The following is a 13,864-nucleotide window of genomic DNA, read 5'->3' on the forward strand; positions in this document are numbered from 1 at the left end:
CAGATTGGATTTCAGATATGACCACTCCGGACCCGATCGTCATCGTCGACGGCGCACGTACCCCGGTGGGAAGCTTCGGCGGCGCGTTCAAAGATGTCCCCGCTCACGAACTCGGCGCGGTTGCCGTCCGAGCAGCGCTCGAGCGATCCGGTGTGGCAGGCAGTGACATCGACGAAGTGGTCATGGGCTGCATCGGGCAGGTCGGTGGCGACGCATACAACGCGCGCCGAGTCGCCCTCGCGGCGGACCTGCCGATATCGACCCCTGCATTCACCGTCAACCGCCTGTGCGGTTCCGGACTGCAGGCCATCTGGTCGGCTGCACAGCAGATGCACTGGGGCGGCGCCGACATCACCATCGCCGGTGGCGACGAGAACATGTCGCGGATGCCGTTCTACGACTTCGGCGCCCGGAGCGGTTACAAGCTCGGTAACCGCGAGCTCGTCGACGGCACCACCGGCATGCTCACCGACCCGTTCAGCGGCAAGCACATGGGTGTCACGGCTGAGAACGTCGCCCGCGAGTACAACGTCACCCGCGAGCAACAGGACGAGTTCGCCCTCGAATCGCAGCGACGCGCAGACAGTGCCGCGGCCAAGGCCGCCTTCGCCGAAGAGATCACTCCGGTCGAGGTCGGTGGACGCAAGCCGGTCACCGTGACCACCGACGAGCATCCCAAGCCCGAGACCACCCTCGAAGGGCTCGGTAAGTTGCGGTCGGCGTTCATCAAGGACGGCACGGTGACCGCAGGCAATGCCTCGGGTATCAACGACGGTGCCGCCGCAGTAGTGCTGGCAAAGCAGTCCGTCGCGCAGGAGCGCGGCCTCACCGGCTCCGTGGTGATCGACTCGGTCGCCGTCGCAGCGATGGATCCGTCCCTGATGGGCTACGCCCCCACTCACGCGCTTGCGAAGCTGTTCGAGCAGACCGGCACGACACCGTCCGACATCGACACGATCGAACTGAACGAGGCCTTCGCCTCGCAGGCAATCGCCGTGATCCGCGACGCGAAGCTCGACCCCGCCAAGACCAATCCGTACGGCGGAGCAATCGCGCTCGGTCACCCGGTCGGCGCCACCGGCGCAATCCTGACCGTCCGGGTCGCCAAGGACCTGGTCCGCCGCGACCTCGAACTGGGCATCGTCACGATGTGCATCGGCGGTGGCCAGGCCCTCGCCGCATTGCTGCGTCGAGTCGGCTGACGGACGACCCGTAGAACGGATGGACCCCGAGACCGGGGTCGGGGACCGGTCGCCCGGCCCCCGACCCCGGTCTCGGATGCTTCGTTCGTGTCCGTCCCAGTAAGGGCCTCCGCGTGCGCAGTGAGGTTGCGGTGGGTCAGCTGAACCTCCTTCGGGCGTCCCGTGGTCGCGGAGGATGTACGCCTTCGAGGCCTACCGAGGAGGGGACAGATCGATGGGCGGATTCGGAACCGGGCTGTCGAGCAGACGCGGGTAGTCACTGGCGAGCGAACGCGGTGCCAGCAGATCCGGACCTGGGTATCCGATGATTTCGGAACGCTCCCACCAGCGGAACGCGGTCAGGTTCTCCTGTGCGAGTTCGTCTGCGGTCAGAGTGGGGCTCGGGACGAACTGGGCGGTGCGGATGAGGAAGTAGTCGTTGATGATGCCGTCGAAACCGGGCACGTGATCGGGCGAGATGATCGTCGAATGCCATACGTGTGACGGCTCCGTGGAGAGCTCGAATCCGACCTCTTCGACGAGTTCGCGCGCCAATGCCTCGAGCGGGGTCTCCCCGGTCTCGATGCCGCCCCCGGGGGTGATCCACACGGTGTACCCATCGGGCGTGCGCGCACGGCACAGCAGCAGTCGATCGTCCGGGTCGACGAGAAGTGCGCGGACCGAGTGGCGGAGGCGGCGGAAACTCACGTCGCGAGCCTACTCAGTCGCCCCCGCGCACGTGTCTGCTGCGCCCGTCCCAATGGACATGGGTCGTGACGGCAGAGCTGTCGCCGAGGCGACGGACTTCGTAGATGTCGAGTGCCGGCACCTGGGGCACACATCCCCACAGCGCGTGCCCGGTCATGACGAAATCGATGTCCTGGCGCACCAGCAAACCCATGAGCTCACCGATCGTCGGCTCGTCGATCTTGGCGAACGCGTCGTCGAGCAGCACCATCCGCAGCGCGAGGTCGGTGTCGGGCAGTCCCGACAGATAGCCGTCTGCTGCGGCGAACAGTGCAACGTACGACACGAATCGAGTCTCGCCCTGGGAGATCTTCGCCCGCTTCGAAATACGACGCTCTTGATCGGGCTCCGGGCCGATGATGGTGACGTCGATGGTGTGCCACGCCCGGTAGTCCAGTGCCCGCGACAGATGCGCTGCATACCCGGCCGACGGGTCGGTGCCGTGCGAGACCTCCACGCGGTGACGAAGCAGCTCGATCAGATCGTCACTGTCCTCGATCGACCGGGTGCTACCGGTGAGGAGTCCGGTGATCCGCGCCGCGTCGGCGTCCTCACGGACCGGATGCCACCCGATGCGGACGCCGATACCGTGGCTGGTCCGGCTGTCGCTGAGACTCTCGTTCATCGCCGCAATCAAATTCTCGGCCTGCGTGATCCGCCTGCGGAGTTCATCGGCAACACCTCCGAGCACGAAGCCGGTGAACACATCGTGTTCACGCTGGGACAGCGCGGCCCTGCCCTCTTCGACACGGGCGGTGAGGTGGGCGAGTACCCCTGTCGGGGTGGTGTCGGGACCCGCGCCGGACAGGCGCACCACATGGGCGCCCGATTCCACGGTGTGCTCGATGTCGAGCGCTTCCGAGATCTCCCGATCGAATCGTTGCAGCGCAGCGAGGATCCGGTTCTCGCCCGTGTCCGTGGCGCGTGGCAGTGCTGTCAGCACGGCATCGGCAGCCTCACGGACATGTTGCGAGTCGAGATGCGCGATCGGACCACCTTCGACATCGGCTGCTGCGGAGAGGGCGGGGATGGCGAGCCGAGCCTCGAGTATGCCCGCAGCGGCCTCGAGTTCCTCGCGGTGACGGGTGAGTCGCTCCCGCGCTGCCGAGGCCTGTTGCATCGCCGCTGCCACAGCCTTGCCCAGCTGCTCGCGGTGAGCAAGGGTGCGGCGGCACTGCTCGTCGGTCCGGGCCCTCTCCGTCTCCGAGCTTCGCAATTCCTCCGCGAGGTCGGCGACCTCGATGTCGACCGCCTGAGTCTGCGCGGCGATCACCGCTGCCCGCTCGTGCCACTCGTGCCAACGGGCGTCGGCCTCAAGCTCGGCGCGTGCGCGCAGTTCTGCCGACTGGGTGACTGCGTGCGCGGAACCGCCGAATCTTGCGTAGTCGGCCAGGACGTCGCCGATGCCGCGGGCCAGAGTTGTGCACGCGGTGTCCGCCTCGGCACAGGCCACGACGACTGCGTCCAGGTCGGCGACCCCGATCGGCAACGCGAAATGGGCGCAGGCGGTCCGGTGGGATTCGAGATCGGCCGCCCACCGGGAGCGCAGTGCACCCGCCCGCTCCCGAGCTCGGTCGGCGATCTCCGTACGGCGGAGCGCGTACTCGGCGTGTGCGCGAGACCGTGCGTATGCCCGGTGCAGAGCGTGCGCGGTGGGCGCGGAGGAAAGATGGGCGTCGAGTTCGTCGTGTGGCCTCGGCGCGACACGGTTGTCGACCGCCTGTCTCTGCTCGACGAGATCCAATCGGACCAGTTCACCGTCGATCTCGTCGAGCCGGCTCCGGCGCGCGGCCTCGTTTCTGCTCCGGGCGGCCTCACCGATGAATCCGGGTGCCTCTGCGGTGTGCCGTCCGCGCAATACGCCGTTGTGCCAGCGGCCGTCGCGTGAGACGGATGCGGACGCCGAGGCATCCTCGAACCCGATCGCGGACAGAACCGAAGCGACCGCCTCGACCGGCGCCTCGGAAGTCGGGTCGGGCTGCAAAACTGTCGAAAGCGGCCGGAGCGGAGGTTCACCGCGGGGCGAGACGAGGATCTGCCCTGAAGACGCACGTAGCCGACCTTCACCGTCCACGGTGGCAGTCAGTAATCCTGCGGCCAGCAGTCCGGATTCGATACCTGCCCGATCGTCATCGCCGAGGACATCGACGAAATCGACGGCCCTCCAGAACGGGACTCCGCTCTGGGGACTCCGCCACGGTGCCATCGAAGGGCCTTCGGAGCCGAGTTCGAGACGTTGTCGTTCCTCCAGCAGAGCCGACCGCAACTCCCTCTCGGCTGTGCTGGGGGACTCGGCCGTGCCTGTCGCGCTGGTGATGTCGAGGTCGCCGGGTGTCGCGGTTCGAGTGAGTGCCACGAGTTCGGTGAGGACCGCGTCGGTAGCCGCGGGGTCGGGGTCGTCGCCGGAGAGTGATTCGATGGCGTCCACGAGGCGCTGCATCAACGCCGCACCGTTCTGGTCGAGGTGCGGCAGCAGAGTAGTGGTGCGCTCGGATGTGAACCATGCACGCCATCGGTGCTCGAGGTCGAGGGCAGCGTCGTCCAGTGCATGAGCAGCGGCATCGCGTTCGAGTATCTCGCGTTCGGCATCGTGTGCGGCGCGCTCGGCCTCGGCTTCGGCGTCGCGCACTCCACGTTCGGCGAGTTCGAGGCGACGGGCCTCGACCAGTCGTCTCGATGCTTGATCCCGCCTGCGCCGCGCGGCTGTCGCCGCGTGGTAGGCGGCGACGCGGGCATCTTCGCAGCCCTCCGGAAGAAGCCGTACCTGCGCGACCGTGGGCCTGACGATGGACTCTGCGACGGCTTCGCGCCGCGTGCGGACGGGTTCGGAATGGTCTTGGGGTCGTTGGATGTCGAGGCGGATCCGCTCCGGGAGTGCGTCAGCCGTTACGGCTGAGTTGGTGAGGCGGAGTTTCGCGGCCGCGAGCATCTCGGACGCCCCGGCGACGGTGACCTCCAGAGCGCCCAGATGTGTGTCTGCGCGCTCGGCGTCCAGGGACTCGCGGTCTCTGGCCTGCGCGGCGTGATGCATGGCCAGGTCGACAGCGCGGCCGAGCGCGTCGACGGCGAGCGTCCGCTGAGCCAGGTCATCGGCGTGGCGGAACAGAGCATGGGATTCGAGGCCTCGGATGGCACGATCGAGTTCGGCGAGCTGGTCACGTCGTTCGCTCAGGCGAGTGTCGGCTGCGGCGACCTGAGCGTCGAGGTCCGCGACCTCGGCTTCGGCCTCGTCGAGTTCGGTACGCGCCCGGGCGACCCGATCGGCGGTCTGTGCAGCGGCATCCGCACTTGCCCGGAGCAGGTCGGCCGCGTAACGACGATAGACGGCGTGGAACTGACGGACTCGGGTGAGCGAGGATTCCAGCCGAGTCTGGGCTGCACGGCTCTCACCGAGCAGATCGAGACGATCACCCGCCGAGGCGAGCATGTTCTCGTTGAGCGGGGGGAGTGCGTCGGACAGGATCTGAGGTAGACGGCCTTCGTCGATCCGGTTGCCGACATCGGGTGACCGCAGGGTGTGGAGTAGCTGCAGCAGGCCCGTGTACCGATCGCGCCCGGAGTCGCCGTGCAGACCGAACACCAGCGTGCGGACGGTGTCGCGGTGTTCCTCGGGGTTGCGCGTGATCCGGTCCGGGCCGATGCGGGCAGCGAGGTCGTCGCGTGAGAGTGGCACCCGATGCTCGTCGACCAGTGGGAGGTCGGTGCCTACCCGGGCATCCGCGGTGAAGAAATACACCTCGCTCCGGTGCGCGGTTGCGCTGTAGCGCACTTGCGCGCCGATCGTGAGAACACCTTCAGGACGCGATAATTCGAGCCACAGATAGCCGATTCGGTTGTTCTGACCGCCTGCTCCGATCCGCATCAGTTCGTCGAGATCGACCTTGCCCGCGCCGGTGGCATCCATGCGTTTGCGGTCGGCGTCGAGCAGGAACGGCAGCAGCATCTCGAGGGCACGTGATTTCCCGGAACCGTTGGTGCCGCGCAGGATCATGCGCCCATCGCTGAGTGTGAACTCGGTATCGAGGTAATGCCAGACGTTGACGATGCCCGCGCGGGAGAGCTTCCACCGGTGCGGGTGCGATGAGGCGGTGGCGGCATCGAGTACGGGCGTGTCGGACGAATGGGTCATGGTCGGGGGCTTTCGGCGATGGTCGGGCGATACCGGGCGGCGGGGGCAGCGAGAAGGATTCCGTCGTCGAGGGCACGTGCGAGACCGAGTCGCACCAGCAGTGCCGTGACATCGCGGCGCAAAGCGGTGACATCACGGACGTACTCGCCGCGCCAGCTCCTGGCATGGGTGGCTGTGAGGCCGGTCAAGGTCCTGTCCAGGGTGGCCGTGTCGATGTGCACGGGGTTGCCGGGTACGGGGTCGACTACGTCGACCAACTCCGAAATCAGGAGAAGCGCAGCCTGATTCACGGTCCCTGCGCCGGGGAAGAGTAGGTCGGTGAGGCTGCCGTCCGGGTCGTAGGCGAGCGCGCCCTCCGTGCGTACCTCGAGGACCAGACCGAAATCCTCGTCCAGACGACGTGCGATCTCTGCTCGTTCGCGGATCAACACGTCGAGAGTTTCAGGATCGAGATCGTCGCGTGCCGTGAACGGGTCTTCGACGAGCCTGCGATACAGACGGCGCCGCGGTGTCTCTGGTCGCGCGGTGATCGCTGCCGACGGGCCGGGAAGGTCGTGTAAGGCGAAAGCGGTGAGGTGCCGCAGCAGTGACCGGCAGACGGTGAGAACCACCTCGTCCTCATCCCCCTCGCAGCCGTCCCCGTCGTCGCCGAGGTCGGTTTCCCCGACCACCCCCCACTCCATCAGGACCTGCAATGCGGCCACGAGATGTCGCCGTTCCGACAACCCGTCGGCGATCTCGATGTTCTGCGCGGCGGCGTCGGCTCGGACCTGCCCGACCAGTACCGCCATGGGAATGCGGTCGCCCTGACCGGGTGCGAGCAGTGCGGCGGCGGTCAATGCGAGATAGGTGTATCCGATCGCGCCGAACTCGCCGCCGGTTGCGCGATGGAGCGGTCGCAGGGGCGCTGCGGGATCGAGCGGTGTCTTCACCAGCCGTGCGAACTCCGCCTCCACGATCAGCGTGTAGCCCAATTGATCGGCGAACATGGCGCGCAGTGCTGTTGCGTGGCGGCGGACCAGATCGAAAGTGTCGGGGTCGTGGACGGCCGTGAGGATCGGTCGCTGCAGCACGGCGCGGGCGCCGTCGCGCCGGCCTGCAGCATCCTGGACTGCGGTACCGGTATTCACCACACCCCGATCGTGTGTCCGGAATCGGCGGGCGCCAGCAGCGGCGACGAGGTGCGAAGGATCAACCCGTGCACTGTGAGATCGCCGTCCGGGCAGTGCACGGTGGTGTCGCGACCGGGTTCGGCGGTCAGAGTGAGGCCGAGGTCGTGGTCGTCGATGCGGTACACGCCGTCGAGTTCCTGGTGCCGTGCGAGAAGTGCCGCGAGTCGGTCGAGGAGTACGTCGCGCGCGGTCGTGGAGATCCGCTCGCCGTCCAGGTCGCCGGATGCGCGTAGTTCGGCGACGGCGTCGGCGAGTTCTCCCGATTCCTTCTCGGCCAGCGCTGCGATGAGGGTACGGTCGGCGGCCGGGTCGGGAATCCGGGCGTTTCGGCCACGCGGCGAGCGGTCGCCACGTTCGCGCAGCGACACCGGCACCGACACCGGATCGGCGCTCCACCAAGATGTTCCGGCCCCGATCCGCGGGTCCGGTTCTTCCGGGCCCAGCAGCAGGTGCCGACTCGGATAGGCCCCGAATGTAGCGGCATGGAGCCGGTGGGCCTGTTCGTCCGAGGACTCCGAGAACCACGAGGCCAGGCGCAGAAGATCGGCTCGGTGGGAGAACCCGGGAGCGTCGGAGGTGCGGGTCCGGGTATGAGTGAGCAGCCGGTTCAGTGCCGTGGTCGCGGCGTCGCGCAGCTCACGCGGGCCTGCTTCCTCGTCGTACCAGGACACGAGATGTTCCCATTCGTCTCGTGTGCGCCCGGGGGAGCGGGAGGCGGTGCCGCTGGGGAACCCCGGATCGGGGAGCGCCGCGAGCAGGTCGTCGATGTGTGGGAGCAGGCGCTTCACCGCCGTGTGGATCCGGGTCGCGTAGCGGCCCAGATCGGAGGTGATGACGTCGATGTAGTCGAGTAGCAGGAACTTGAGTTCGGTGTAGTCGTCGCCGGAGAGATCCGGTCGACCCGAGATCTCCGCCAGGTAGTTGTAGAAGTCGGCGACGCTGTCGGTGAATGCTCTGTGGTGCACGAACACCCCGGTGACGTGTCCCGCGAGGGTGTCGGGATCGATGGCGAATCCGGTGCGGGTCGCTGCGTCGATGTGCGTGAGTGCGTCGCAGATGCGCGCGAGGGATTCTCGGGTGACTTCGCGGGCGCCTTCGTGGGACGACAGCAGTGTTGTGGCTTCGCGGTGTATGCGGCCGCCGAGCACTGTCGGACGATATCGGGCGGTGGCGCGGACGTAGTCGCCGATCGACCCGACGCGGGTGTCGCGGCCTCCCTCGCCGAGGTTGCCCCACGCGACGAGTTGTCGGCACCGGACCTCCACGACGTCCCGGTCGATGCGATGTCCACAGGCAGCGAGGGCGGCGGCGATGTCGGCGGCAGTCGCGTCGGCGAGCAGGACGCCTGTGAAGTAGTCCATGATCGCGACGTAGTCGTCGGATTCGTCGGCCACCAGGTAGCGGAACAGGCCGCGGGACCCCCCATCACCCATCGGTCGTCCTTCCTGTGCGCCACCACCACGGTACGCACAGGTTAGTTGCTCGGATTCGTCGAGCCTCGGGGTGAGGGTGAGGTGTGCGCCTACGATGGGCCCATGACAGGTACCGACGGGTTTGCGAGCGACCTCGTCGAGCAGCTACAGGCCTCGCGCGACCTGATCCTGTGGAAGCTCGACGGGCTGTCCGAGTACGACGCGAGGCGCCCGATGACACCGACCGGAACCAACCTTCTCGGGCTCGTCAAACACCTCGCGACCTGCGAATTCGGCTATTTCGGTGAGGCGTTCGGCCGGCCATCTCCGGTTGCGCTGCCCTGGGCGGATCCGGAGGGTGCTGACGGTGCGAACATCGACATGTGGGCTACTGCCGACCAGTCGCGCGAGTACCTCGTGGGTCTGTATCGCCGCTCGTGGCAGCATGCCGCGGAGACTTTCGCTGCGACCGAGCTCGACGACGTGACGCGCGTGGAGCTGTGGGGCCAGGGCCGCATTACGCTGCACCGCATCCTCGTGCACATGAACAGTGAAACTGCCCGCCATGCCGGGCACGCCGACATAGTGCGGGAAATGATCGACGGCTCGGCCGGATGGCGGCGAGACTTCGACAATTTGCAGTACCACGAGGACGCGCAGGTGCGTGCTCACCATGCCCGGGTGCAGGCGGCCGCCGAGCGATTCCGCTGACCGAACGCGGTGGGTTGCCCTGATTCGAGGCGTGGAGCACACCGGGCTTATAGTTGCCGTATGCAACAGAAGCGGAGGTCCGATTCACCGAATCGGACCTCGGTATCCGAGGCCTACGACGAATTCGTTCACCTCGTGCGCTTCCTGACTGCAGGGGAGCGGTCCGATGACAGTTCCCTGTCGCTCGCGCAGCATTCGCTGCTCGGGTTCATCGCCCGCAATCCGGGTTGCCGCGCCACCGATATCTCGGAGGTTTTCGGCGTCAATCGGTCGACCGTCTCGAGGCAAGTACGCCACTGCATCGACGAGGGTTGGCTCTCTGCGGACTCCGGACCGACCAGGTTGGGACACCCGCTCAGGCTGACGGACCAGGGGCACGCGGTGCTCGCCGTCACAGTGACTCGCCGATACGGCGAAGTCACAGCAGGACTGGCGGGATGGGACCAGGATGAGATCGACACGTTCATCCACTTGCTGCGCCGCTTCCGCTTCGGTGTGGACCCGTCTACCCCGCCTTCGACCGACCAGAACGATGGAGATTTCAGTGCGTGAGTACTCGACCCCCGCCCAGTTCACTGTTGCGGACAACGATTCCGTGGTCCACACGGTATTCATCCAAGCGGAGAAGACCCCGCACCGCGTGATGTACTCGCGCCCGCTCGGTGACGAGTGGGTCGCGGTCACCGCATCGCAGTTCGCGGAGCAGGTCGCCGGTGTCGCCAAGGGCTTGATCGCCAGAGGAGTGCAACCCGGCGATCGTGTCGCATTGCTCTCGGCCACTCGGTACGAGTGGTCGCTGTTCGACTACGCGATCTGGGCGGCGGGTGCGGCATCGGTGCCGATCTACGATTCGTCGTCCACCGAGCAGATCCGCTGGATCCTCGAGGACTCCGGCGCCTGCCTCGCCATCGTCGAGACCGCCGCCCATGAGGCGCTCTTCGTCGGCATGCCCGACACCCTCGGTGAGATCCATCGGATCGACGGTGGGGCCGTGGACGCACTCATCGCCGCGGGCGCAGGGATCGACGACGCCGAACTCACCGCTCGCCGCGAGGGGATCCGCGTCGACGATCTCGCCTCCCTCGTCTACACCTCCGGCACCACAGGCCGGCCGAAGGGTTGCATCCTCACCCACCGGAACTTCCTCTCGGAGGTTCGCGGAATTCTGACGGCACCGATCGGTCAGATGGCTGCCAAGCCGGGTAACCGGATCCTGACGTTCCTGCCCCTGGCACACGTGCTGGCGCGGGCAGTGTCGCTTGCATCATTCGAAGGTGGTGCAGCACAGTCGCACTGGTCTGATTTCGGAACCGTATCGAGCCAGTTCTCCCGGTACTCGCCACACATGATCCTCGGCGTGCCTCGCGTGTTCGAGAAGGTACGTGACGCCGCGGCCGGTAAGGCGGCAGCAGGCGGAAAGCTCAATGCGGCCATCTTCCAGTTCGCCGAGGACACCGCGATCGCGTACAGCGAGTCGCTCGACCACGGTGGCCCGAGCCTGTTCTTGAAGGCCAAGCGGACCATGGCCGACAAGCTCGTCTACGGCAAGCTACGTGAGGCCATGGGCGGCGAGTGTCAGATGGCCATCTCCGGTGGCGGAGCGCTCAGCACCACGCTCGGACACTTCTTCCGCGGCGTCGGCGTGCCGATTTACGAGGGCTACGGCCTGACCGAATCGACAGCGGCACACACCGTCAACATGCCTGGATCGCAGAAGATCGGTACGGTGGGTCAGCCCTTGGGTGGCAACAGTGTTCGTATCGCTGAGGACGGCGAGATCGAACTTCGCGGAGGAGTCGTATTCAACGGCTACTGGCGCAACGAGAAGGCGACCGAGGACGCGTTCCACGACGGATGGTTTCGTACCGGCGACCTCGGCTCGCTCGACGCCGACGGCTACACCACGATCACCGGACGTAAGAAGGACCTCATCGTCACCGCCGGCGGCAAGAACGTCTCTCCGGGTCCGCTCGAAGACCGGATGCGATCGCACACGCTGGTCTCGCAGGCCGTTGTTCTCGGCGACGGGCGCACGTTCATCTCGGCATTGCTGACGGTCGACCCCGACGTATTCGACAACTGGAAGCGGGAGAACGGCAAGCCGGCGGACGCCACTATCGCAGACCTGCGAAACGATCCGTCGCTGCGCGATGCGATGCAGACGATCGTCGACGACGCCAACAGCACGGTCTCGCATACGGAGGCCATCAAGAAGTTCGTGATCCTCGATCGCGACCTCACCGAGGAGACCGGTGAGCTGACCCCGACGCTGAAGATCAAGCGCAATGTGGTCGCCGAGAAGTTCGCCGCCGACATCGAGGGCATCTACGTGAAGCGGTGAAGCTCAGCCGGGCTCGGCCGGGGACAACGCCTCCGCGAGTCGCGCAAAACGCTCATGACCGGTGAGGTCGTCGATGAGGACGGCCTCACCGTCGGCGTCTGCGAGCGGCACACGCCAATTCGGATACTCGTCGACGGTGCCCGGCTGATTCTGGCTACGGGGTTCACCGACCGCGTCGGCCAGTGACAACGCCAGCATGGCCGACGGACTCGCCGCGACGAGCCGATGCAGCGCCTCGACCTGGTGCTCGAGACTCTCGCCCTCTACCGGGTCGAGCAGCCCGCGATCGCGGGCGAGACCGAGCACCGCATCGCGTTCGGCTTCCGCGGCAGCGAACTCGGTCGCCAGGTCGTCTTTCAGTAACCCGAGCTTCGACCGGATCGAAATATGCTCCCCGGCAAGGTATCCGGACGTCGGAGGTAGGTCGTGTGTGGTGACCGACGTCAGGCACAACCGGCGGTAGCTCTCAGGTGCGCGCGGAGTGTCTCCGTCCTTCTCGAACCACAGGATCGACGTACCCGCGACCCCACGCTCAGCGAGATACTCCTGGACCCATCCCTCGAACACACCGAGATCCTCACCGATGACAACCGCATCCGCGCGGTGTGCCTCGAGTACCAGGATGCCGATCATCGCCTCGTGGTCGTACCGCACATACGCGCCTTCGCTCGGCGACGATCCTTCCGGCACCCACCATGTGCGGAACAGACCGAGGATGTGGTCGATCCGCACACCACCGGCATGTCGCAGCACCGACCGGAGCATCTCGCGGTACGGGCCGTAGCCGAGTTCCTCGAGGCGATCGGGACGCCACGGCGGCTGGTTCCAGTTCTGTCCGTTCCGATTGAAGTCGTCGGGCGGGGCGCCGACTGTGACCCCCGAGGCCAGCGCATCACCCAGTGTCCACGCGTCGGCGCCCTCGCGTTTCACCCCCACCGCCAGGTCGTGTACGACACCGATGCTCATGCCCGCGGCTCGTGCCGCGATCTGCGCGTCGGCGAGTTGCTCGTCGCACAACCACTGCAACCAGCGGTGGAAATCGATGCGCTCGGCCAGTACGACGCGTTGGCGTTTCACCCAGGGATCGTCCGGAACCGTGACCCGCTCGTCCCAGTGCTGCGACCCCGCCGTCTCCGCGAGTGCGCACCACAGTGCGAAGTCGTCGAGTGCCCGGCCGCCGTCAGCGCAGAATGCTGCGTAACGAGCCTGACGGGCAGGACCCCGGGGCACACTGTGGATCCGCTCGAGCACCTTCAGTTTGGCGCGGAACACCGGATTCCGCTTCAGCCGTGCACCTTTCCGGTTCGCTTTCGCGCAGTCCCGTGCGCTCTCGTCGAGCAGTCTGCGCTGTTTGCGCGAAAGATAGGCGGCCTCGGGAATGTCCTCGACCCGCAGATAGAGGGGGTCCACGAACCGCCGTGAGGACGGAAGGTACGGAGACGGCTCGTGTGGGGGCCGCGGCTCGGCGGCGTGGACGGGATTGATCAACACGAAGTCGCCGCCATGGCCCGCGGTCACTGCTGTGAGATCGGCAAGATCGGCGAAGTCGCCTATACCCCAAGACCGGCTCGACCGGACCGAATACAGTTGTGCGGCCAAACCCCACTGTCGGGAGCGCAGCACGCGGTCTGCCGTGGACAGTCGCGCCGGCGTCACCACGAGCGTCGCGGTCGCTTCGATGTCGTTGCTGCGCGCATGGATCGTGTGCCAGCCCAGTGGTAGCGCAGGCACCGTGAAGGTGGCCCGGCCGACGAGCCGTCCGTCGACCATCCTCGGTTCGACCCACACGTCGAGCTGCTCGGCGTCGACCTCGGAGCCGTCCTCGGCCACTACCCACACCGAGACCGGATCTCCGTGCGGCACGTGTACGGCAAAAGGACGCCTATCGCCTTCGGCGACAACCAGCGACAGCGGCAGCATCTGCCGCCACGGTGCGTTCGGGACATCCGCGAGGGATTTGTCGATCTCGGCGTCCGAACCGGCGGGCACGTCGAGCGCTGCCAGGATCGAGCGCAGCGTCCGATCGGGGACATGATGTTCGAGGGTGTCCCATCCACGGTAGGTGCAGGACACCCCGTGGTACCCGGCGAGTTCGCGAAGCTTGTCCGACGACGTCACGCTCTGGAATCATGCCAGGAAACGCCCGTGGTGGCACTACCACGAACGAGAGA

Annotated in this window: 9 protein-coding genes; 4 read left to right on the plus strand and 5 right to left on the minus strand. The window is 66.7% G+C overall.

Translation table 11 applies throughout. The features are described 5' to 3' along the window. Window positions 1–17: 17 nt before the first annotated feature. Window positions 18–1,202, plus strand: coding sequence for a thiolase family protein (locus MWU77_RS17760; protein ID WP_169689806.1), 1,185 nt, complete (start codon window positions 18–20; stop codon window positions 1,200–1,202). A gap of 192 nt (window positions 1,203–1,394) precedes the next feature. Here the strand turns inward: MWU77_RS17760 and MWU77_RS17765 are convergent, their stop codons facing one another. From MWU77_RS17765 to MWU77_RS17780, 4 genes are read right to left on the minus strand one after another with little or no spacing between them, the layout of a single operon-like run. Continuing rightward, window positions 1,395–1,889, minus strand: a complete 495-nt coding sequence (locus MWU77_RS17765) for an NUDIX domain-containing protein (RefSeq protein WP_247274374.1) — start codon at window positions 1,887–1,889, stop codon at window positions 1,395–1,397. Between the two features lie 13 nt (window positions 1,890–1,902). Beyond that, window positions 1,903–6,057 carry a TIGR02680 family protein gene (locus MWU77_RS17770; protein WP_247274375.1) on the minus strand — a complete coding sequence of 1,385 codons (4,155 nt, stop codon included), beginning with the start codon at window positions 6,055–6,057 and terminating at the stop codon, window positions 1,903–1,905. After that, window positions 6,054–7,190 (minus strand): TIGR02678 family protein, encoded by a 1,137-nt coding sequence (locus MWU77_RS17775; protein ID WP_247274376.1) that lies wholly within the window; start codon window positions 7,188–7,190, stop codon window positions 6,054–6,056. Before MWU77_RS17775 ends, MWU77_RS17770 begins: the two co-directional genes overlap by 4 nt. After that, on the minus strand, window positions 7,184–8,662 hold the full coding sequence (locus MWU77_RS17780) for a DUF2397 domain-containing protein (protein ID WP_169689810.1): 1,479 nt from the start codon (window positions 8,660–8,662) through the stop codon (window positions 7,184–7,186). Before MWU77_RS17780 ends, MWU77_RS17775 begins: the two co-directional genes overlap by 7 nt. 102 nt (window positions 8,663–8,764) lie before the next feature. Here MWU77_RS17780 and MWU77_RS17785 point away from each other — a divergent pair, with 102 nt between their 5' ends. The 3 genes from MWU77_RS17785 to MWU77_RS17795 are packed head-to-tail and all read left to right on the plus strand — an operon-like array spanning window position 8,765 to window position 11,693. Continuing rightward, window positions 8,765–9,352 (plus strand): DinB family protein, encoded by a 588-nt coding sequence (locus MWU77_RS17785; protein ID WP_169689811.1) that lies wholly within the window; start codon window positions 8,765–8,767, stop codon window positions 9,350–9,352. 60 nt (window positions 9,353–9,412) lie between these two features. Continuing rightward, a complete protein-coding gene (locus MWU77_RS17790; protein WP_169689812.1) occupies window positions 9,413–9,904 on the plus strand; it encodes a MarR family winged helix-turn-helix transcriptional regulator in 492 nt (163 codons plus the stop codon). Then, a complete protein-coding gene (locus MWU77_RS17795) occupies window positions 9,897–11,693 on the plus strand; it encodes a long-chain fatty acid--CoA ligase (RefSeq protein ID WP_169689813.1) in 1,797 nt (598 codons plus the stop codon). The genes MWU77_RS17790 and MWU77_RS17795 overlap by 8 nt, the downstream gene beginning before the upstream one ends. A 3-nt stretch (window positions 11,694–11,696) precedes the next feature. Here the strand turns inward: MWU77_RS17795 and malQ are convergent, their stop codons facing one another. Beyond that, window positions 11,697–13,811: a 4-alpha-glucanotransferase gene (malQ, locus tag MWU77_RS17800; RefSeq protein ID WP_247274377.1), complete on the minus strand. Its 2,115-nt coding sequence runs from the start codon at window positions 13,809–13,811 to the stop codon at window positions 11,697–11,699. Window positions 13,812–13,864: the final 53 nt, after the last annotated feature.

Origin of the sequence: Rhodococcus sp. F64268 (assembly GCF_023015605.1) — a bacterium.
Taxonomy (GTDB): domain Bacteria; phylum Actinomycetota; class Actinomycetes; order Mycobacteriales; family Mycobacteriaceae; genus Rhodococcus.